Origin of the sequence: uncultured Thiothrix sp. (assembly GCF_937873765.1) — a bacterium.
Lineage (GTDB): Bacteria > Pseudomonadota > Gammaproteobacteria > Thiotrichales > Thiotrichaceae > Thiolinea.
Map to the genome: position 1 here is coordinate 148,287 of NZ_CALMZC010000014.1, position 19,077 is coordinate 167,363.

22 protein-coding genes are annotated in these 19,077 nt (G+C 44.2%); 15 read left to right on the plus strand and 7 right to left on the minus strand.

The window, feature by feature from the left end; translation table 11 throughout:
- Positions 1–43: 43 nt before the first annotated feature.
- Together Q0307_RS03925 and Q0307_RS03930 are read right to left on the minus strand one after the other, a co-directional pair.
- Positions 44–388: a DMT family protein gene (locus tag Q0307_RS03925; protein WP_298656863.1), complete on the minus strand. Its 345-nt coding sequence runs from the start codon at positions 386–388 to the stop codon at positions 44–46.
- A 74-nt stretch (positions 389–462) separates the two neighbouring features.
- Complete coding sequence (locus Q0307_RS03930; RefSeq protein WP_298656864.1) at positions 463–738, minus strand: hypothetical protein; 276 nt, start codon at positions 736–738, stop codon at positions 463–465.
- Between the two features lie 228 nt (positions 739–966).
- Here Q0307_RS03930 and glmU point away from each other — a divergent pair, with 228 nt between their 5' ends.
- From glmU to Q0307_RS03945, 3 genes are all read left to right on the plus strand, one after another.
- Positions 967–2,337, plus strand: a complete 1,371-nt coding sequence (gene glmU, locus Q0307_RS03935; protein ID WP_298656867.1) for a bifunctional UDP-N-acetylglucosamine diphosphorylase/glucosamine-1-phosphate N-acetyltransferase GlmU — start codon at positions 967–969, stop codon at positions 2,335–2,337.
- Positions 2,337–4,172: a glutamine--fructose-6-phosphate transaminase (isomerizing) gene (gene glmS / locus Q0307_RS03940; RefSeq protein WP_298656870.1), complete on the plus strand. Its 1,836-nt coding sequence runs from the start codon at positions 2,337–2,339 to the stop codon at positions 4,170–4,172. The genes glmU and glmS overlap by 1 nt, the downstream gene beginning before the upstream one ends.
- A 119-nt stretch (positions 4,173–4,291) precedes the next feature.
- Positions 4,292–6,130, plus strand: coding sequence for a SulP family inorganic anion transporter (locus Q0307_RS03945; RefSeq protein ID WP_298656873.1), 1,839 nt, complete (start codon positions 4,292–4,294; stop codon positions 6,128–6,130).
- A gap of 2 nt (positions 6,131–6,132) precedes the next feature.
- Here the strand turns inward: Q0307_RS03945 and moaC are convergent, their stop codons facing one another.
- The 3 genes from moaC to Q0307_RS03960 form a co-directional block, all read right to left on the minus strand.
- The gene (gene moaC / locus Q0307_RS03950) at positions 6,133–6,615 is read right to left on the minus strand and encodes a cyclic pyranopterin monophosphate synthase MoaC (protein WP_298656876.1); all 483 of its coding nucleotides are present in this window, start codon (positions 6,613–6,615) and stop codon (positions 6,133–6,135) included.
- Positions 6,616–6,668: 53 nt separating this feature from the next.
- A complete protein-coding gene (locus Q0307_RS03955; RefSeq protein ID WP_298656879.1) occupies positions 6,669–8,138 on the minus strand; it encodes a S41 family peptidase in 1,470 nt (489 codons plus the stop codon).
- A gap of 131 nt (positions 8,139–8,269) precedes the next feature.
- Positions 8,270–9,550: a peptidoglycan DD-metalloendopeptidase family protein gene (locus Q0307_RS03960; RefSeq protein ID WP_298656882.1), complete on the minus strand. Its 1,281-nt coding sequence runs from the start codon at positions 9,548–9,550 to the stop codon at positions 8,270–8,272.
- 268 nt (positions 9,551–9,818) lie between these two features.
- Here Q0307_RS03960 and Q0307_RS03965 point away from each other — a divergent pair, with 268 nt between their 5' ends.
- The 7 genes from Q0307_RS03965 (at position 9,819) to gshB (ending at position 13,829) form a co-directional block, all read left to right on the plus strand.
- Positions 9,819–10,112 carry a metalloregulator ArsR/SmtB family transcription factor gene (locus Q0307_RS03965; RefSeq protein WP_200807021.1) on the plus strand — a complete coding sequence of 98 codons (294 nt, stop codon included), beginning with the start codon at positions 9,819–9,821 and terminating at the stop codon, positions 10,110–10,112.
- Between the two features lie 104 nt (positions 10,113–10,216).
- Complete coding sequence (locus tag Q0307_RS03970) at positions 10,217–10,630, plus strand: rhodanese-like domain-containing protein (RefSeq protein ID WP_298656885.1); 414 nt, start codon at positions 10,217–10,219, stop codon at positions 10,628–10,630.
- Between the two features lie 5 nt (positions 10,631–10,635).
- On the plus strand, positions 10,636–10,893 hold the full coding sequence (grxC, locus tag Q0307_RS03975) for a glutaredoxin 3 (protein ID WP_298656888.1): 258 nt from the start codon (positions 10,636–10,638) through the stop codon (positions 10,891–10,893).
- A 1-nt stretch (position 10,894) separates the two neighbouring features.
- Positions 10,895–11,320 carry a thioredoxin TrxC gene (gene trxC, locus Q0307_RS03980; RefSeq protein ID WP_298656891.1) on the plus strand — a complete coding sequence of 142 codons (426 nt, stop codon included), beginning with the start codon at positions 10,895–10,897 and terminating at the stop codon, positions 11,318–11,320.
- 58 nt (positions 11,321–11,378) lie between these two features.
- Positions 11,379–11,858, plus strand: coding sequence for a protein-export chaperone SecB (gene secB, locus Q0307_RS03985; RefSeq protein WP_298656893.1), 480 nt, complete (start codon positions 11,379–11,381; stop codon positions 11,856–11,858).
- Positions 11,858–12,862, plus strand: coding sequence for an NAD(P)H-dependent glycerol-3-phosphate dehydrogenase (locus tag Q0307_RS03990; protein WP_298656895.1), 1,005 nt, complete (start codon positions 11,858–11,860; stop codon positions 12,860–12,862). Before secB ends, Q0307_RS03990 begins: the two co-directional genes overlap by 1 nt.
- Before the next feature lie 40 nt (positions 12,863–12,902).
- Positions 12,903–13,829: a glutathione synthase gene (gene gshB / locus Q0307_RS03995; protein ID WP_298656898.1), complete on the plus strand. Its 927-nt coding sequence runs from the start codon at positions 12,903–12,905 to the stop codon at positions 13,827–13,829.
- Between the two features lie 2 nt (positions 13,830–13,831).
- On the opposite strand, the gene Q0307_RS04000 is transcribed toward gshB, so the two are convergent.
- Positions 13,832–14,071, minus strand: a complete 240-nt coding sequence (locus Q0307_RS04000) for a DUF465 domain-containing protein (protein ID WP_298656900.1) — start codon at positions 14,069–14,071, stop codon at positions 13,832–13,834.
- Between the two features lie 154 nt (positions 14,072–14,225).
- Between Q0307_RS04000 and Q0307_RS04005 the strand changes: the two genes are divergently transcribed.
- Together Q0307_RS04005 and Q0307_RS04010 are read left to right on the plus strand one after the other, a co-directional pair.
- Positions 14,226–14,642, plus strand: a complete 417-nt coding sequence (locus Q0307_RS04005; RefSeq protein ID WP_298656903.1) for an OsmC family protein — start codon at positions 14,226–14,228, stop codon at positions 14,640–14,642.
- Positions 14,643–15,109: 467 nt separating this feature from the next.
- Positions 15,110–16,060 (plus strand): NlpC/P60 family protein, encoded by a 951-nt coding sequence (locus Q0307_RS04010; RefSeq protein WP_298656906.1) that lies wholly within the window; start codon positions 15,110–15,112, stop codon positions 16,058–16,060.
- Between the two features lie 61 nt (positions 16,061–16,121).
- Here Q0307_RS04010 and Q0307_RS04015 read toward each other — a convergent pair whose 3' ends face one another.
- Positions 16,122–16,376 (minus strand): hypothetical protein, encoded by a 255-nt coding sequence (locus tag Q0307_RS04015; protein ID WP_298656908.1) that lies wholly within the window; start codon positions 16,374–16,376, stop codon positions 16,122–16,124.
- A 223-nt stretch (positions 16,377–16,599) separates the two neighbouring features.
- Here Q0307_RS04015 and Q0307_RS04020 point away from each other — a divergent pair, with 223 nt between their 5' ends.
- From Q0307_RS04020 to Q0307_RS04030, 3 genes are all read left to right on the plus strand, one after another.
- Positions 16,600–17,019, plus strand: coding sequence for a rubrerythrin family protein (locus Q0307_RS04020; protein WP_298656911.1), 420 nt, complete (start codon positions 16,600–16,602; stop codon positions 17,017–17,019).
- Between the two features lie 116 nt (positions 17,020–17,135).
- Complete coding sequence (locus tag Q0307_RS04025) at positions 17,136–18,476, plus strand: heterodisulfide reductase-related iron-sulfur binding cluster (RefSeq protein WP_298656914.1); 1,341 nt, start codon at positions 17,136–17,138, stop codon at positions 18,474–18,476.
- 16 nt (positions 18,477–18,492) lie between these two features.
- Positions 18,493–19,074, plus strand: a complete 582-nt coding sequence (locus Q0307_RS04030) for a DUF3501 family protein (RefSeq protein ID WP_298656917.1) — start codon at positions 18,493–18,495, stop codon at positions 19,072–19,074.
- Positions 19,075–19,077 lie beyond the last annotated feature (3 nt).

The following is a 19,077-nucleotide window of genomic DNA, read 5'->3' on the forward strand; positions in this document are numbered from 1 at the left end:
TTTCAACTAAGCTAAGCTGCCCCATTCTCCAATCAAGTCTCTACTATTTTCCTCTAAACATAAAATAGACCGCGCCTACTAAGCATAAACCTGCCCAGAGATAATCAAGCTTAAGGGGTTCACGCATATAGAAATAGGCGAAGGGTACGAATAGCGAGAGGGTGATGACTTCTTGAATCACCTTGAGCTGCCCTAGCGTCAATACCGTATAGCCAATCCGATTCGCAGGAACTTGTAGTAGGTATTCAAATAGGGCAATGCCCCAACTAATTAACGCAGCGATAATCCAAGGCTTATTATTCAGTTCTTTGAGGTGTGCATACCAAGCGAAAGTCATAAATATATTGCTACATAGCAATAAGCCAATCGAGACGACTACTGGGTTCATAAAACGCGCCCTTGATTAAAAGCGCGTTACTATAAGAGCAAAAAACTAGCCAGACAAGCTACAGGAGCTAATGCTTAGAGGGCACAACTACGCTTACCTACACAAGGTAAATTACCGCGATGTGCCCCTACGACATTGGCTAAGCTTTTAAGACGTCTTTCACCATAGGTATCACCTTGTGCACGCCGCTCTGCTGCTAAGCGATTTAGACGGGTGATTTTAGCACCTAACTCTTGGGCAATCGCGGCACAAGGCTTATAGCTTGCCGCATTTGCACTAGGGCTTACGGCAAGACCCGCTAATAACAGGCTTGAACAGCTAACAGCTAAAGTTTTTTTATAATTACGCATGATTTCGAACTCCATGTTCTCAAATTTATTCCCAGTGATTCCATCTAAATCACCCTTTAGAGTGTAATCAGCCACAGACTGTTGTGTTTGAGCAACTGATAAAAGGTCGAGTTTTTACTTTAAACCTATCGATGCATTATTTTTCTAAGAAGACTCGGGTAGAATACCGTCTTAATTATTCATTTAATGCTAGTTTCTTTATCCATTAACTCATCTTCAAAAACCATTATGACCCAAGTTTTCTCTATTATTCTCGCGGCTGGTCAAGGTACGCGGATGCGCTCTGATTTACCCAAAGTACTCCATCCAGTTGCTGGTAAACCTATGTTGCAACATGTCATCGATACCTGCAAAAAATTAACTAATGACCGCTTGGCAGTTGTTTATGGGCATGGAGGCGAACGGGTCAAGCAATCGATTCAAGAGGATGGTATTGTTTGGGTATTGCAGGCTGAGCAGAAAGGCACCGGTCATGCCGTGGCTCAGGCAATTGAGTTAGTACCGGATGAACTGCCTGTTTTAATTGCTTATGCAGATACGCCTTTAATCCGTTCGGAAACTTTGCAGCAACTAGTCAATAGTTTAGAGCAAGCAGCTTTAGCCGTCTTGACAACTAAGCTCGCTAATCCGACAGGTTATGGGCGTATTGTGCGTAATGAGCAGGGATCTATCCTAAAAATTGTCGAAGAAAAGGATGCTGATGAGCCGACTCGTGCTATCCAAGAAATTAATACCGGTTTTATGGTCGCCAAAGGCGCAGATTTTAAGCGTTGGCTCAAGCAGCTTACTCCAAATAATGCCCAAGGCGAATATTATTTAACCGACTGTATTGGGATGGCTGTAGCCGAGCAGCGCGAAGTCAAGGCGGTTATTTGTGCTGACCCTCTGGAAGCAGAGGGTATTAATAATCGGGTGCAATTAGCCCGCTTAGAGCGAGTGGCTCAGCAACGCCAAGTAGAGGCTTTGATGCTTGCAGGGGTGACGGTTGCTGATCCAGCGCGTTTAGATATTCGTGGACAGCTTAAAGCTGGCAAAGATTGCTTTATCGATATTAATGTTTTGTTCCTTGGTGAGGTAGAGCTAGGCGAGCGCGTCATTATCGACGCGAATTGTGTGATCCAAGATGCCAAAATTGGTGATGGCGTTCATATCAAAGCAAATACTTGCATTGAGTCTGCAGTCGTAGCGGCTGATTGTGAGGTAGGTCCGTTTGCGCGCTTACGACCTGGCACAGTTCTCGCAGAGCAAGCTAAGATTGGCAACTTCGTCGAAACCAAAAAAGCTAAGATTGGCAAAGGCAGCAAAGTGAGCCACCTCAGTTATATCGGTGATACTGAGATGGGGCAAGATGTGAATATTGGTGCAGGTACGATCACCTGTAATTATGATGGTGTAAATAAGTTCAAAACGACTATCGGGGATCGAGTGTTTGTCGGCTCATGTACTCAATTAGTAGCCCCCGTGACAATTGAAGAGGATGCGACCATTGGTGCAGGGTCGACTATTACCAAAACGGCACCCGCTGGTCAATTGACCTTGGCAAGAGCAAAGCAAATGACAGTTAAAGGCTGGCAACGTCCAGTCAAGGAGCAAAAATAATGTGTGGTATTGTCGGTGCAGTTGCACAACGCCCAGTGACAGGCATTCTTCTGGAAGGTTTGCGGCGCTTAGAATACCGTGGCTATGATTCAGCGGGGGTTGCCTTAATGACTACAGGCAATAAACTCAAGCGGGTACGCTCCTTAGGCAAAGTTGCTGCCTTAAGCACTAAACTAGAGTCAGAGCCTGTTGAGGGGAAAATTGGAATAGCGCATACCCGCTGGGCTACGCACGGTAAACCTGCCGAGCATAATGCTCATCCGCACTTTAGTGGGGAGAGTTTAGCGGTAGTCCATAATGGAATTATTGAAAATTATTTAGAACTGCGTGAGCGTTTAGGTACTTTAGGCTATGTATTTAGTACTGAAACCGATACGGAAGTCGCTGCGCATTTGGTCGACTATCACACCAAACGTCATGAAAGTTTACTGAAAGGGATGTTGAGTGCGCGTCAAGAGTTTACGGGTGCTTATGCTTTGGCAGCACTGAGCCCTACTGAGCCGAATACTTTAGTCGTCGCCCGCCAAGGCAGCCCTTTAATTATTGGCATCGGTATTGGTGAGCATTTTATCGGCTCTGATATTCAGGCCATGTTACCTGTGACGAATCGTTTTATTTACTTAGAAAATGGTGATGTCGCACGCATCAATCAATACAAAATTGAGATTTTTGATGCTGAGGGGCAAGCGGTTGAGCGTCCGATTCGTGAATCGAAAGCAGGCGATAGTTCAGCCGAGCTAGGTGAATATCGTCACTATATGCTTAAGGAAATTTTTGAGCAGCCCCGTGCGATTACGGCGACTTTAGAAGGACGCTTGGCCCAACATCAAATTTTATCTTGTCTGAGTGGAGATCGCCCACTGGAGGTACTCGCTAAAGTAGAGGAAATCCAGATTGTGGCTTGTGGTACTAGTTATCATGCGGGGTTGATTGCACGCCATTGGTTTGAAACCTATACCGATCTACCTTGCCATGTAGAGGTCGCTAGTGAATATCGTTATCGTCGCCAGCCTAAGCGCGATAATTTACTATTGATCACCATTTCACAGTCCGGCGAAACCGCTGATACTTTAGCGGCTTTAGAAAAAATGAAGCAAGCGCAGGCTTGTTTAGCATCGCTGACTATTTGTAACGTGTTAGAAAGTTCTCTAACTCGTGAGTCAGATATGTCTTTGATGACCTTAGCCGGTCCAGAGATTGGGGTCGCTTCCACTAAAGCCTTCACTACACAACTAGTCGCCTTACAAATGCTCTTAGGTTTAGTGATTCAAGCTAAACAAGGGGAAACGGCAGTGAGTCGGCAGCTGGTGGCTGACTTAAGCTTGCTACCCAAATTGGTGCAGCAAGCGCTCGATTTAAATCCAAAAATTGAAGCTTTGGCTGAGCAGTTTATTGAAAAGCACCACGCTTTATTCTTGGGGCGGGGTGAGCAATATCCGGTGGCCTTAGAGGGCGCTTTGAAGCTCAAAGAAATTTCTTATATTCATGCGGAGGCTTATCCGGCTGGGGAATTGAAGCATGGCCCCTTGGCATTGGTTGATAGTGAAATGCCCGTGATTGCGGTTGCACCGAATACTTCGCTCTTAGAAAAACTGATGTCTAATTTAGAGGTAGTGCGCGCGCGCGGAGGTGAGTTGTATGTCTTTGCCTGTAAGAGTGCGAATATCGTACCCCATGAGCAAATGCATCTCATTGAGCTACCTGAAGTGCCCGAGTTGCTAGCACCGATTGTTTACACCATTCCCTTGCAATTGCTGGCTTATCATGTAGCCGTTCTCAAAGGCACTGATGTGGATAAGCCGCGCAATTTGGCAAAATCGGTTACGGTGGAGTGAGCACTATCTCTTCTAGGTGATGAACCGTTTTTGTGCATTGCATTATGATGCTACCTTTTGGCAATGACTAGCTCAATCTAGTCATCAGTGATGTTGGAGTGCTAAAAGGAAGGCCTTAGATGAATGATTGGCTGGCTGCTTTACTAAGTAGTTGGAAGAGACGGTTTACCCCCTTTCATGCATGGATAGGGGAGTTAAAAGATCCAACGACTTTGCGTGCGGATGCCTTGGCAGGTTTGACCGTTGCTTTAGTTTTGATTCCTCAGTCAATGGCCTATGCACAATTAGCTGGTTTACCCGCTTACATTGGTTTGTACGCTTCTTTTTTGCCCGTCATGATTGGTGCTTTATTTGGTTCTTCGCGCCAATTAGGCACTGGTCCTGTCGCTATTGTTTCTTTGATGTCTGCAGCGGCTATGCAGCCTTATATTAGCCAAGGCGTTGAAACAATTGTAGTTTATTCAGCACTGTTGGCGATTATGATTGGATTTTTTCAGCTCAGCCTTGGCTTACTGAAGCTAGGCGTATTAGTCGATTTTTTATCTCATCCAGTGGTGATTGGGTTTACTAATGCTGGCGCATTGATTATTGGTACTTCACAAGTGCCGAAACTATTTGGCTTGAATGTTAAGGCTGACCAATTTGATCATCATTATGAGTTTTTGTGGGCGATTTTAAGTTCACTACCTAAAACCCAAGTCATCACTGTACTAATGGCGATCATTGCTTTAGGCATGTTGCTCACTTTGCGCAAATACTTTCCACGCCAACCTAATGTACTGATTACGGTTGTCGTAACAACTTTATTGTCTTGGGCTTTAGGCTATCAAACGGCAGGTGGTAGTGTGGTTGGGGCAATTCCACAAGGTTTACCGAGCTTTAATCTGCCCAGTATTTCAATGAGTATCCAAACTTTAGGCTCGTTAGCCACTTCAGCCATGATTATTGGTTTACTGGGCTTTGTAGAGGCTATTTCAATTGCTAAAGCGATGGCAGCACAAACTCGCCAACGCTTATCCGCCAATCAAGAGCTGGTGGGTCAAGGCTTAGCTAATATTTCCGCAGGTTTATTCAGTGGTTATGCAGTATCAGGTTCTTTCTCGCGTTCGGCAGTGAATTTTGCAGCAGGTGCGGTGACTGGTTTCTCTTCAGTAATTACGGGGATTCTAGTAGCGATTACTTTATTGTTTTTGACTCCACTCTTGTATGACTTGCCACAAGCTACTTTAGCCGCTGTTATTATTATGGCAGTAATTAATCTGCTGAAATTTGCACCCATCAAGCATGCATGGAAAGTGGAAAAGCATGATGGAGTTGTGGCTGTAATCACCTTGGTTGCAACTTTAGTCTTCGCGCCCCATTTGGATCAAGGTATTTTCTTAGGTGTGATTTTGTCTTTAGGCTTATTCCTCTACCGTACGATGAGTCCGCGTTTTGTAGAGGTATCACGTCATGCGGATGGTTCAATGCGTGATGCTGAGCGCCACCATTTAAAGACCAGTGATACTGTCGCTATTTATCGGTTTGATGGTGATCTGTACTTTGCCAATACGGGTTATTTAGAAGGTAAATTGCTGAATGCTATTGCACAAAAGCCGAATTTAAAAGTGCTAGTCCTAGATATGGAATCGGTTGATCAGGTCGATTCAACAGGGGAAGAAATGTTGCATAAATTAGCTGAGCGCTTACGCTTTAATGGTATTTGGTTTTATGTAGCACGTATCAAATTGCCAGTTTATGAAGCTTTTCAACGCTCTGGTCTAGCTGAGCAAATTAGTGAGAACCGCTTTTTCCGCGAACGAACCCAAGCGATTAAAGATGCAAAAAAACATTTAGGGGATACGATTGATATTGAGCCTTTTTTGAAATATACACCTGCTGAATTGAGTGTGGCTCAACAAGTACAACAACAGAGCAGTTCAGAGCTAGAGCCTAAAGCTAAACCCTTAACGGCTTAAGGCTATACATCGGCTGTCCAAGTGCCAGATTTGCCGCCTGATTTGTGCACTAGATGTATCTCGCTCATACACATGCCCCGATCTACGGCTTTGCACATATCGTAAATGGTTAAAAGCGTGACTTGCACGGCAGTGAGTGCTTCCATTTCCACGCCAGTTTGCCCCTTAGTTTCCACTGTTACTTGGCAAACAACGGCCGGTTCCTGCTCTTCAGCGGCTAAGTCTAATTGCACATCTACGTGTGTTAGAGCTAAGGGGTGGCAGAGCGGAATTAAATCAGCAGTGTGTTTACTCGCCATAATGCCCGCGATTCGGGCAATCCCTAGTACATCGCCTTTCTTATGTTTACCCTGCTGAATGAGTGCTAAAGTAGCTGCTTGCATAGTAATTTTGCCGCTAGCAATAGCACGCCGCGTTGTAATATCTTTTTCACCCACATTGACCATGTGAGCTTCGCCTTGAGCATTAAAGTGAGTTAGTGACATAGAATCCGCCGATGAAATTAGCCCCTTGGTATCAAGGGGCTAGAGTTTTGAACTTACAAAGGTTTACTTTCAGCAGGCGGAGTATTACTTGCTGCAGGAGTTGCTGGCTTCGTTTTGTTTAAGACTAAATCCATGCCCTTCAGAATGTTTAGAGCTTCAAACAATTGATAGTCTTCAGAAGCTAGTGATTTATCTTTCGCCTCACCTTTCTTCACAATCGCTGCAGCCGAGTCGTTTTCAGTAGGTACTGCTGGTGTGCTTGAGCTGCTATCCGGTGGTGCAGATTCATCCGGTTTGACTGTTGTAGTGGCTTCTTCGGGTTTTTTATTCGGGTTACTTAAGTGCTTATTGAAATCGGCTTCTGATAAAGGCGCGATCTCCTCATCAGCCGTTTGATTATCAGCAGCGACTTTCAACGGTTTCATTTCAATGTCTGGTTTAATACCTTCCGCTTGAATCGAGCGGCCAGAGGGTGTGAAATAGCGTGCAGTGGTTAATTTCAATGCAGTCTTTTCATCTAAAGGTAAAACAGTTTGTACTGATCCTTTACCAAAAGTTTTTTGGCCGACGATAATAGCACGTTTGTGGTCTTGTAAGGCGCCTGCGACAATTTCGGAGGCTGAAGCAGAGCCTTGGTTAACTAAGACAACAACAGGTGCACCGTCCAATTCATCACCGGCATTGGCGGTGTATTCCATCTTCGCATCTTCAACGCGGCCTTCAGTATAAACAATTTTGCCATCATTCAGGAAAGCATCAGAGACGCCCACGGCAGCATTGAGTACGCCACCGGGGTTATTTCGCAAATCTAAAATAATCCCACGCAGATTCTGTTTATTCTCTGCCTTGAGTTTATTTAAGGCTTCGATTAGCGCATCTGTGGTTTTTGCTTGGAAGCTAGAAATACGGACATAGCCATAACCCGGTTCTAACATGCGACTTTTTACGCTTTGAACTTTAATGACATCACGTGTTAGGGTGACTTTGAAAGGCTTATCTTTGCCTTCACGTACAATCAATAGATCAATTTGGGTACCAGGTTGACCACGCATCATTTTAACTGCATCGTTGAGCGTCATACCTTTCACAGGCGCTTCATCTAAACGAATAATCAAATCGCCAGTCATCAAGCCCGCTTTTTGAGCTGGAGTATCATCAATGGGAGAAATAACTTTAACGAAGCCATCTTCCATCCCCACTTCAATACCTAAGCCACCAAATTCGCCGCTAGTACCCACTTGCAGTTCTCTGAATGACTCTTCGTCTAAATAGTCAGAATGGGGGTCTAAGCCTGTCAGCATGCCACGGATGGCATTATTGATCATTTCTTTGCTATCGGGTGTTTCTACATAGTCTTGCTTGATTCGTGCATAAACTTCTGTGAATTTTTGTAGTTGTTCGAGAGGTAGCTCAGTTTGATCAGGAGTTTGTTTAAACGCAAATACACTGAGGCTCAAGCTAGCGCTGACGCCGACTATAGCGCCTGCGAGCACACCGACTGCAAGACGATGATTGGGATGCATGCTATTTCTTCTCCAGGCTTTTTGAAGCCATTTTCTTTAAATATATCTAGTGCATTAGCCCGGAATCGAGGAGTTTAACCCTTATCGACAGGCACTGATTTCAGGTAAGTGCAGGCTCATAGTTTAGCGTATTAGCGTAACCATTGCGCAGGATTTTGTAATGAGCGGCCCTTCCTAACCTCGAAGTAGAGTGCGTCCTGTTCTTGCCCACCGGAGCTGCCTACGGCTGCTATGACCTCGCCTGCTTTTACTAGATCGCCAACCTGTTTATAGTTAGCGCGGTTGTAGGCATACAATGTCATATAGTTGCGGTCATGTTCAATAATTGTTAAAAAACCGTAACCATCCATTTGCCCGACATAAGCAATTTTACCGGGTGCGATAGCTCGTACTTTAGAACCACCTTGAGCTGCAATCACCATCCCTTGCCAATTTTGTTTCTCATTCCGTTGGCTGCCATACGCATGTAAAACCTGACCCGATACCGGTGCTGGCAAACGTCCTTTTAAATTAGAAAAGGACTTATTTGAAGTGAATTCACTGGTAACTGATTGAGTTGGCGTTTTTTCAACTTTTTGCGCGACTTCAGGATTTTCCGGCTCAACTGACTTAGCCGAATTTGGCTCACTTTGGAGTTTTGGTTCGGGTTTTTCTGGTGCAGTTGGCGTCTGTACTATAGAGCGTGCGGCTAATTCATCAAATTTGGTCTGTAGTTTGGCTTCTTGCACACGTAAGCGCTCAACTTGATCTTGCTTAATGCGGATTTCATTCTTTAAACGCTGCAAAACGGTTTCGCGTGAGGCAACCGTGCTTTGTAAGGACTTTTTTTGCCCATGCAGATTCTCTTCTAAACTAGTGAGTTGCAGACGATCTTTTTCCATTTGATTGGTTAAATCTTGGACTTTAATAATAGACGCATTGAGTGCTGCTATTTTGGTACTGCGATGTGCATTCAAATACTCGAAATAGTGCAAGGTACGGCTAATATCAGAAGGGTTATCTTGGCGTAGCAGTAAGCGTAGATAGGATTGATCACCAGCGGTATACATGGCTACCAGTTGCTGGGCTAAAGCCGCGCGTTGAGTTTCGACGTCAACATCTAGTTTTTCTTTTTGTTTATTTGCAGTTTGTAAGCGATTTAACAGTGCTTCGATTTTTTGCTCATTGGCATACACAGTTTTATCGATATCGCTGATTTTTTTCTCCATCTGATTAACTTCATCATTTAAATTTTCAGACTGTTGTTGTTGACGATCAATTTGGGTTTTTAAACGATCAATTTCTTGGCTGACCGCTGAATTTTCAACACTTTGTCCCCAAGTCACGCTGCTCAACAGTAAAAAAAATAAGCCAGCTAGCAGTAGCTTGCTAGTTGCATGGGTGAGAGGTAAGAGCTGGGTTTGAAGTTTCATACTGCTAGTATATCGGTCATAGTGACATTAATTTTGTGCAAATTGATCATAGGTAGCTCCTTTCTGCTTGTCCAGCCTTGAATCGACTCGTGCTTTTGAGTATATGATTGTATTTGTGTATGCTAATATACAAATCATTAGAGCAAGTTAGCGCTTGCGATGGAATTAAAAGTTTAGGTGCTAGTGCCGTAGATTAATGGGTCAGTGTATGCAAATAGAACTAAGAGACAGCGCAAATTTGGAAAACAGTTGTGATATTACTAGCCCCATGTTGGCACGTGATGAGGATATTGACCGTGCTTCACGCTCTTTGAAGGCAATTTCTCATCCTTTACGCTTAAAGATCCTTTGCGTGCTAGGTAACCAAGAAGTCAATGTGCAAGACATTGTTGATAGTGTGGGTACTTCACAAAGCAATATCTCGCAGCATCTAGCTATTTTGCGCGATAAAGGTATTCTGACTTCACGGAAAGACGCCAACCGTGTGTACTATAAAGTTGGTGATTATCGGACTTTGCGCTTGATTAGTATGATGCAGGAAGTGTTCTGTCCTTCGCACTAATTATGTTGGTTAACCATAAGCTAACTGCGCAAAGCTCTTTACGCTCTGCGCACATCTGTATATCTTAAGCTCCACTTTCTGGAGGACTTCAATTGAACGAATATATGGCATTTGTCCAAAACCATTCTCTATTGGTGATGGGCTTTATGGGTGTGCTTGGTCTGATTATTTGGACAGAATTTAATCGGATGACCCGCAAATATAAGCAAGTGGATGTCAACCAAGCTGTCAAATTGATGAATAATGATGAATCGCTAGTGCTAGATGTGCGCGAAGATAATGAGGTACGCGAAGGTAAAATCCAAGGTGCTAAGCATATTCCTTTAGGGCAGCTAGATAAACGCATTGCTGAGATTGAAAAAAGCAAAGAAAAACCTATCTTAGTGTATTGCCGCTCAGGGAATCGTTCAGCACACGCTTGTGCGACCTTGACTAAACATGGTTTTGCGCAAGTTACTAATTTGTCCGGCGGTTTTAGCGCTTGGCAATCTGCAAATTTACCGGTAGTGAAAAAGTAATTGTCATGCCTGCTATTAAGCTCTATGGCACACGTTTTTGCCCTTATTGTGTAAGAGCACGTTTGCTATTGAAACAAAAACAAGTTGAGTTTGAAGACTTAGCTGTAGGTGGGGCAGGTATTACTTGGGCTGAATTAGAACAGATGACTGGACGTGATACGGTTCCACAAATTTACATTGGGGATCTACATGTGGGTGGTTACGACGATTTAGCAGCTTTAAATCGCTCTGGTGAGTTAGACAAATTATTAGGGTTAGTGTGATATGTATATTGTTTGCCCTCATTGCCATAAGACAAATCGAGTTTCAGAAGATAAATTAGCAAGTGATCCACATTGTGGTGCTTGCGCTAAGGTTTTATTCACTGGGCAGCCGACAGAATTTAAATTCGCTGGTTTGCAACGGCATATTCAAAAAAGTGAATTGCCTATTCTTGTGGATTTCTGGGCACCTTGGTGTGGGCCTTGCCGAGTGATGGCACCAGCTTTTGCTGAGGCAGCCGCGCGTTTAGAGCCGAAGATTCGCTTTGCTAAAGTAAATACCGAAGATGATCAACAAGCGAGCATGATTTATGGCATTCGCAGTATTCCAACCATGATATTATTTAATGGTGGGCAAGAGGTAGCGCGTGTTTCTGGTGCTATGAATGCACAGCAAATTCAAAACTGGGTTCAGCAAAATCTGGCCTAAGCTTTAGTAAGATCAACAAAAACGAGTTTACCGTACTTTCAAGGAGTCAAAGTCCGTCATGGCTGAGCAAGAGAACCAACAAGAACCCCAGTTCATTATCCAACGTATTTACGTGAAAGATGTGTCCTTTGAAGCACCAAATTCACCTCAGGTCTTTACTGAAGAGTGGAATCCAGATACCAACTTGGATTTGAACACGAATGTGAATGTGCTAGCCAATAGTAACTACGAAGTTGAGTTGTCACTGACGATTACTGTGAGTAGTAATAGCAAAACCGCGTTCTTAGTTGAAGTAAAGCAAGCGGGCGTATTCTTCATTAGTGGTTATGGTCAAGAACAACTCAATCACTTATTAGCGGCTTATTGCCCCAATACCTTATTCCCGTATGCGCGCGAAGTAATTGCAGGTATGGTCTCGAAAGGTAGCTTCCCAGAAATGCATCTATCCCCTATTAATTTTGATGCACTCTATGCTAAGCGTTTACAAGAGCAAACAGCTACCCAAGCCCCAGCTGCTCCTGCCACTGTAGCAGCCTAGTGAGCTCTGTGCAGTCGATTGCTGTTTATGGCGCAGGCTCTTGGGGAACTGCGCTTGCTTTACAATTAGCACGAAATGGTAGTGAAGTTTGGCTTTGGGATATTGATACTGAGCATGTCCGCCAAATTGAGCAAGAGCGGGTGAATACACGCTATTTGCCGCAAATTCCCTTCCCAGACAAGCTCCATGTCCATCCCGATTTAGCTCAAGTAGCACAACACGCACATTGGCATCTGGTGGTAGTTCCCAGTCATGGCTTTCGCAGCTTGCTGATGGAGTTTAAAGATTTGCTGCCCAGCAGTGATAGTATTTGCTGGGCAACTAAGGGCTTAGAGCTGAATACTGGTAAGCTCCTGCACGAGGTCATGAATGAAACCTTGCCAGATTTTAACAATTACGTAGTTGTTTCGGGGCCAACTTTTGCTTTAGAAGTCGCTAAAGGTTTACCCACAGCCATGACTGCAGCTGCGACTCACGCTGAGTTAGCTCAGCAAGTTGCAAGTGCTTTCCATGGTCAAAACTATCGGGTCTATATCAGTGATGACATTGTCGGGGTAGAGCTGGGTGGTGCGGTAAAGAATGTGTTAGCCATTGCGGCGGGTATTTCTGACGGTTTGGGCTTCGGGGCGAATGCGCGGGCGGCTTTGATCACGCGTGGTTTAGCGGAAATGATGCGCTTAAGCCAACATTTGCGAGCCAAACCAGAAACCCTAATGGGTTTAGCTGGTTTAGGTGATTTAGTTTTAACCTGCACCGATGATCAGTCACGTAATCGCCGTTTAGGTTTAGCTTTGGGGCAAGGCAAAGATTTACAAACGGCCTTAACTGAAATTGGTCAAGCGGTGGAGGGGGCTAAGTCAGCGCATTCTATTGGCAAGCTGGCTGAGCGTGCGGGTGTGGAAATGCCTATCTGTCGGCAAGTTACCCGTATTCTGTATGAAGGTTTACCGCCTTGCCAAGCTGTGCAAGAGCTGATTGGGCGCGATTTAAAAGCTGAATTCTGAGGTGAGTATGTCAAAGGCTCCGTATGCTCTTGGGGTAGTTATGGACCCGATTGCTAGCATCAATACTAAAAAAGATAGTACGTTCGCGATGATGCTAGAGGCACAACGCCGGGGCTGGGCGCTGTTTTATATGCTGCAAGACAGTTTATTTGCGGATAACGGCATCACTTTTGCGCGTATGCAGCCTGTACAAGTCCAAGATGATCCTAAGAGTTGGTTTAGTCTAGGTGAGCCTGTCACCCGCGAATTACATCGCCTTAATTGCGTATTGATGCGTAAAGATCCTCTTTTCAATATGGAGTATATCTACACTACTTATTTATTGGAGCTAGCACAGCGCCAAGGCTTATTAGTGGTTAATCGTCCCGAAAGTATTCGTGCTGCTAACGAAAAGTTGTTTACTGCATGGTTTCCTGAGTTTTGTCCAGCCACTCGTGTGACTCGTGACATGCAACGGATCAGAGAGTTTTTAGCAGAGCAAGGTCATATTGTGGTCAAGCCGTTAGATGGGATGGGTGGCTCAATGATTTTTCAGGTACACCAAGGTGATCCCAATCGTAGCGTGATTCTAGAAACTATTACCGATTATGGTCGCCGCACGATAATGGCTCAGCGTTTTTTACCGGAATTTAAACAAGGTGATAAGCGTATTCTGGTGATTGATGGTGTGCCATTTCCTTATGGTTTAGCACGCATTCCAGCAGAGGGGGAAAGTAGGGGCAATCTAGCAGCAGGTGCGACCGGAGTCGGTTCGCCCTTAACAGAACGCGAACAGGCGATTTGTGCAGCTATCGGGCCAGTTTTAAAAGAAATGGGCTTGTTGTTTGTGGGCTTAGACGTCATTGGCGATTATGTGACTGAGATCAATGTCACTAGCCCTACCTGTATTCGTGAGTTAGACAAAATCTATAATACTAATATCGCCGCTTTGTTATTCGCGGCGATAGAGCAGCGCTTAGCAGCTTGAGACTAATGCTGAGTAATCATCGCGAGCAGTTCATCTTTTAAGTGCAGACGTTTCTTCTTTAAACTTTCCACGACTTCATCTGCTGGAGTTTCGATCTCTTGTTGAATGCGATGGAGTTGATGCTCCAGCTCATCATATTCACCAAACAAACGCGCAAAGTGATGATTTTCCAATTTTAGCTGATGAATACGCTCCTTATGCTCTGGGAATTCGTGCAATAAGTCGTGTGACTCTCCAAACATTTTCTATATCTCCTATATGTAAATCTATTAAGGATCCTCAAAGATACCATATTGCTCTAGTGGCGACCTAAGAAAAATCAAGCTTAGTACGGCCTAGCATCCGACAGATGCTCTGTTTAGAATGCTGGTTTTTACACATGCATGCGAGCTAGGGATGAAAGCACGGGTTAAATGGTTAGATCATATGAGTTTTGTCGGTGAGTCAGGCAGTGGTCATTCAGTGGTAATGGACGGTGCTCAGGAAGCAGGGGGGCGTAACCTAGGTATTAGGCCAATGGAAATGCTGCTTTTAGGCTTAGGGGGCTGCTCTTCCTTCGATGTAGTAATGATTTTACAAAAATCGCGTCAAGCTATCAGTGATTGTGAAGTGCTGTTAGAAGCTGAGCGTGCGAATGAAGATCCAAAGGTTTTTACGCGTATTCATATGCACTTTATTGTCAAAGGGCATAATCTGTCTACTGATAAAGTCGAGCGCGCTGTCAAATTGTCAGCAGAAAAATACTGCTCTGCCTCTATGATGTTAGGCAAAACTGCTGAAATTACACATGGCTTTGAAGTAATTGAAGGTTAGTCTTTGTAGGAAAAATGTGCATATTACCTAAATTAACTTGCGCTGTATCCTTGAGTTCTGCATAGTTCGCAACTTTGGAGGTAGAGGAAAAGATAGTCAGATTTAGTAGCTAATAAAAACAGTTGTAGTTCGCTTAGATTTTGATCGAACTATCAAGTCTCCAAAAAATTTACCTATACTCAACTTACCAAGTATTTTATTAGAATGAGACTGATGATTAATCAAGATAACTATCAGACTGGGCTAAATAAAAGTGGAATGTCAATAAAGAATTTTAGTAAGTATTAATATTTTAATAATTAACTAATTTCACTCAAAACTGATATTTTTTATGCTTTCTATAGAAACAAAGTAAATATTTTGCTAGTTTCGTTTGTGGGGAAGTCAGTGGGGTTGAGTATGTATCCGGATTGATACATAGTCCTGAGTGAAATGGATTTCGATGATCGTTGTATCCGAGGGAATTCATGAATAAAAGTAGTAGTCTTAGGGGAGTGTCGGTTTGTTCTTTGGGATTATCAGCTGCCATTTTAGGTGGTTGTGCGGCAACGCCCGAATCGATGAAACCAACAGTCCAGCCAGCTGTCGCTAACAGTAACAATACCACTTACGTCGTTAAAAAGGCTTCAATCCGCCACTATAGCTCAACTAGCTACAAACATAACGCCCAACGCGAGGTTAATCGCCAAGCTCGCCGTCAAATTCAAGCCTATCAAAGTACTGATACAGTTAGTCGCAGAACCGCAGCAGTCGGCCTAACACGCGAACAATACCAAGCCCGTTTTGAAGCAGAAAAAGCAGCGCGCGCTGCTGAAGCCTTACGTATTCAACAAGCCAAAGCGGCTGCTGAAGAGCGTCAGCGCATTGCGAGAGAGAATGCAATTCGCGAGGAATACGTGCAAAAATGGGAAGCGAATAAAGCAGCTATTAAATCTCGTCAAGCGAAAGCCAAAGCTAAACGTGCTCGTCAACAAGCTGAAATCCAAGTTAAGCAAGAACGCGCCCAAGTGATGGTGAAAAAAGTCGAGAATGTCATTCGTACGGCTGCGAGTGAAATCGGTACGCCGTATGTGTGGGGCGGTAAAATGCCAGGTAAAGGCTTCGATTGTAGTGGATTAGTGCAACATTCTTTGGCTCAGGGCGCTAATGTGCGTATTCCACGTACTGCTGCTGAGCAATATGCAGCTGCGATAAAAGTAGCGAGTGGCAGTGCCAGTCGTGGTGACTTAGTGTTCTTTAGAACACGTGGCAATGGGGTTAGCCATGTAGGAATTTATTTAGGTAATGGCAAGTTTTTACATGCTCCTCGTAAGGGTAAAACAGTGACAGTGAGTACGATTACTGGTTACTGGCAAGACCGTTTAATTGGTTTTGGTCGTATCCCTGGTGCTTGTAAGCTGCCGATTCAAATGGTCTAAACTTGTTAGTTTCTTTAGATTAAAAGGCCGCAACAGCGGCCTTTTGCTTGAGCAGAGAGTTTTAGTTGACTGAAGTGCTAGTAGGCTGTGTATTGGAGGGAGTACTGCTATCTTTAGGCGGTTCATTAGGAGTGGTGGTTTCGGCAGGCAATTGATCAAGTATAACAGGCTCAGTTCTTGCGGGGCTTGCAGCCTCGTTGGTTGATATAGGTGGATTAGTTGGCTTATTACTGGAGGGTTCAATAACAGGCCGGTTTACCATTAATGCAAAGAAACCAATAGCTGCTAAAGTGTAAAGCGTAGCTGATAAATTCATTGCTAATTCCTTGAAGCGTTAAAATTTTGCTGTTGTTGAGTATAAGACATCAACAGGTGCTTTTCAGACTTCTCACTGAAGTTTAACACAGGTTACTAAATTCGGTTTATTCGATGAATATGTTCAAAATATACGATTGGACATAAAAAGCGCAGTTGGCTAGATTAGACTCAGGTGTATCATTCATAGATTGATTTGTTAACCCAAAAAAGAGGAGTCAAAAATGGAGTTAAAAGGAAGTAAAACCGAGCAGAGCTTAAAAGATGCATTTGCCGGTGAGTCTCAAGCCAATCGCCGTTATTTATACTTTGCAGCAAAAGCTGATGTTGAGGGTTATAACGATGTAGCGGCCGTGTTTCGCTCTACCGCTGAAGGTGAAACAGGTCATGCTCACGGGCATTTAGAGTATTTAGAGGTCTCTGGTGATCCAGCCACTGGTTTACCGATTGGAGGCACTGCCGATAATCTACGTTCTGCAGTCGCAGGCGAAACCCACGAGTATTCCGATATGTATCCCGGGATGGCGAAAACTGCTCGTGAAGAAGGTTTTGACGAAATTGCTGATTGGTTTGAAACTCTAGCTAAAGCTGAGCGTTCACACGCTAATCGTTTCCAAAAAGCTTTAGATACTCTAGACGCTTAAGCATTTTGATCTCAGTCCCTCTGCATCTTCGAGGGAGGTTTAAACAAGCTCTATAAACTCCTCCCCTATGCTGCAGGGGAGGCTGAGGGTTCGTGTTTACTTATGGAGCAACAGCGATGGCAACTCCTAAACGTGAAGGCAGCCTTGAAGCTGCCACTCGCCACCCACTCGATTGGAAAAATCCCGACTTCTATAATGAAGCTTCAGTACTCAAGGAAATGGAGCGTGTCTTCGACTTGTGCCATGGCTGTCGGCGATGTGTAAGCTTATGCAATTCATTCCCTACTCTATTTGATCTAGTCGATAATTCAGCCTCGATGGAAGTGGATGGTGTTAAGCAAGAGGATTATTGGCAGGTGGTTGATCACTGCTATTTATGTGATCTCTGTTATATGACTAAATGTCCGTATACCCCTCCACATGAATGGAATATCGATTTTCCACATCTGATGCTGCGTGCTAAAGCAGTACGTTTTAAACAGCATGGAGCGAGTGTTCGCGATAAGCTGCTGACCTCGACTGACTTGGTGGGGAGTCTTGCAGGGATCCCAGTCGTATCTCAGGTAGTGAATAGTTTTAATCAGAATAAGACTTTCCGCAAAGGTTTAGCCAAATTAGGGATTCACCCAGATGCCATTGTGCCTGCTTATCATAGTAAAACAGCGCGTAAATTAATTAATGCAGAGAAAACTCTAGAACCTAGTGTTGCTAAGCCAACGGCACGCACCACCGGTAAGGTAGCCATCTTCACAACTTGCTATGGCAATCGTAATGCGCCAAATATTGTCGAAGATTTAATGAAAGTGTTTGAGCATAATGGGATTCCAGTTACCTTGCTGGCTAAGGAACAGTGCTGTGGTATGCCTAAATTAGAATTAGGTGATTTGGATGCAGTGGCTGCGGCTAAAGAGGCTAATATTCCACAAATGCTCGTGCTGCTGAAGGACGATTGGGATATTGTTGCCCCTATACCTTCATGTGTATTGATGTTTAAACAAGAGCTGCCTTTAATGTTCCCCAATGATGAAGATGTGAAAGTAGTCAAACAGCGCATCTTTGATCCATTTGAATATCTAATCCTGCGGCATCGTGAGGGTAAGCTCAAAACTGATTTTAAGCAGTCTTTAGGTAAAGTGGCTTATCACACCGCTTGCCATTTGCGGGTACAAAATATTGGCTATAAAACTCGTGAAGTGTTGGAGCTGGTGCCTGAGACTAAAGTTGAGCTGTTAGAGCGTTGTTCTGGGCATGACGGTACTTATGCAGTGAAGACCGAATTCCATGAAATTTCCATGAAAATTTGTCGACCGGTTGTGAGTAAGCTTAAACAAGTAAAACCAGATTATTATGGCAGCGACTGCCCGATGGCGGGTGATCAGATCGAAAATGGTTTAGACGAAGGTGCTGATGCGCCAACCCATCCGCTAACGATGCTAAGGATCGCTTACGGACTCTAATTCACAGGAGGACAGGATGACTAAACTCACGCGTGCAGATTTAATGAGTCTGGAACAGTATGCGGAGCAGCGCCCCGCATTTCGAGAAAAAGTGATTGCACATAAAGCCGCTCGCAAAATTGCGCTTGGCCCCAATGCGACCTTATATTTTGAAGATCGTCTAACGATTCAATATCAAATTCAAGAGATGCTAAGAGTTGAGCGGATCTTTGAAGCAGCCGGTATTGAGGAGGAACTGGAAGCTTACAATCCCTTGATTCCAGATGGCTCTAATTGGAAAGCCACCTTCATGTTGGAATTTCCTAACCCTGAAGAGCGTAAGTTGTGGTTGGCTAAATTACTGGGAATTGAGCGCCAAACTTGGGTACAAGTAGTGGGTTTTGAAGCCGTGTTTGCGATTGCGAATGAAGATTTAAGCCGCGAAACAGAAGAAAAAACCGCTGCTGTACATTTTTTGCGTTTTGAATTAAGTGCTGGAATGAGCGCTGCAGTCAAAGCAGGTGCGGGGGTATTGATGGGAATTAATCATGTTAATTACACACATAGCATCGAAATCAAGCAGGCTTCACAACTATCCTTGGCAGCTGACTTAAATTAAACG

Excerpts from the sequence above, each read along its gene's own strand:
- Q0307_RS03925 (WP_298656863.1), bottom strand. The coding sequence starts at position 388 with ATGAACCCAGTAGTCGTCTCGATTGGCTTATTGCTATGTAGCAATATA.
- Q0307_RS03930 (WP_298656864.1), bottom strand. The coding sequence starts at position 738 with ATGCGTAATTATAAAAAAACTTTAGCTGTTAGCTGTTCAAGCCTGTTA.
- glmU (WP_298656867.1), top strand. The coding sequence starts at position 967 with ATGACCCAAGTTTTCTCTATTATTCTCGCGGCTGGTCAAGGTACGCGG.
- glmS (WP_298656870.1), top strand. The coding sequence starts at position 2,337 with ATGTGTGGTATTGTCGGTGCAGTTGCACAACGCCCAGTGACAGGCATT.
- Q0307_RS03945 (WP_298656873.1), top strand. The coding sequence starts at position 4,292 with ATGAATGATTGGCTGGCTGCTTTACTAAGTAGTTGGAAGAGACGGTTT.
- moaC (WP_298656876.1), bottom strand. The coding sequence starts at position 6,615 with ATGTCACTAACTCACTTTAATGCTCAAGGCGAAGCTCACATGGTCAAT.
- Q0307_RS03955 (WP_298656879.1), bottom strand. The coding sequence starts at position 8,138 with ATGCATCCCAATCATCGTCTTGCAGTCGGTGTGCTCGCAGGCGCTATA.
- Q0307_RS03960 (WP_298656882.1), bottom strand. The coding sequence starts at position 9,550 with ATGAAACTTCAAACCCAGCTCTTACCTCTCACCCATGCAACTAGCAAG.
- Q0307_RS03965 (WP_200807021.1), top strand. The coding sequence starts at position 9,819 with ATGTTGGCACGTGATGAGGATATTGACCGTGCTTCACGCTCTTTGAAG.
- Q0307_RS03970 (WP_298656885.1), top strand. The coding sequence starts at position 10,217 with ATGGCATTTGTCCAAAACCATTCTCTATTGGTGATGGGCTTTATGGGT.
- grxC (WP_298656888.1), top strand. The coding sequence starts at position 10,636 with ATGCCTGCTATTAAGCTCTATGGCACACGTTTTTGCCCTTATTGTGTA.
- trxC (WP_298656891.1), top strand. The coding sequence starts at position 10,895 with ATGTATATTGTTTGCCCTCATTGCCATAAGACAAATCGAGTTTCAGAA.
- secB (WP_298656893.1), top strand. The coding sequence starts at position 11,379 with ATGGCTGAGCAAGAGAACCAACAAGAACCCCAGTTCATTATCCAACGT.
- gshB (WP_298656898.1), top strand. The coding sequence starts at position 12,903 with ATGGACCCGATTGCTAGCATCAATACTAAAAAAGATAGTACGTTCGCG.
- Q0307_RS04000 (WP_298656900.1), bottom strand. The coding sequence starts at position 14,071 with ATGTTTGGAGAGTCACACGACTTATTGCACGAATTCCCAGAGCATAAG.
- Q0307_RS04005 (WP_298656903.1), top strand. The coding sequence starts at position 14,226 with ATGAAAGCACGGGTTAAATGGTTAGATCATATGAGTTTTGTCGGTGAG.
- Q0307_RS04010 (WP_298656906.1), top strand. The coding sequence starts at position 15,110 with ATGAATAAAAGTAGTAGTCTTAGGGGAGTGTCGGTTTGTTCTTTGGGA.
- Q0307_RS04015 (WP_298656908.1), bottom strand. The coding sequence starts at position 16,376 with ATGAATTTATCAGCTACGCTTTACACTTTAGCAGCTATTGGTTTCTTT.
- Q0307_RS04020 (WP_298656911.1), top strand. The coding sequence starts at position 16,600 with ATGGAGTTAAAAGGAAGTAAAACCGAGCAGAGCTTAAAAGATGCATTT.
- Q0307_RS04025 (WP_298656914.1), top strand. The coding sequence starts at position 17,136 with ATGGCAACTCCTAAACGTGAAGGCAGCCTTGAAGCTGCCACTCGCCAC.
- Q0307_RS04030 (WP_298656917.1), top strand. The coding sequence starts at position 18,493 with ATGACTAAACTCACGCGTGCAGATTTAATGAGTCTGGAACAGTATGCG.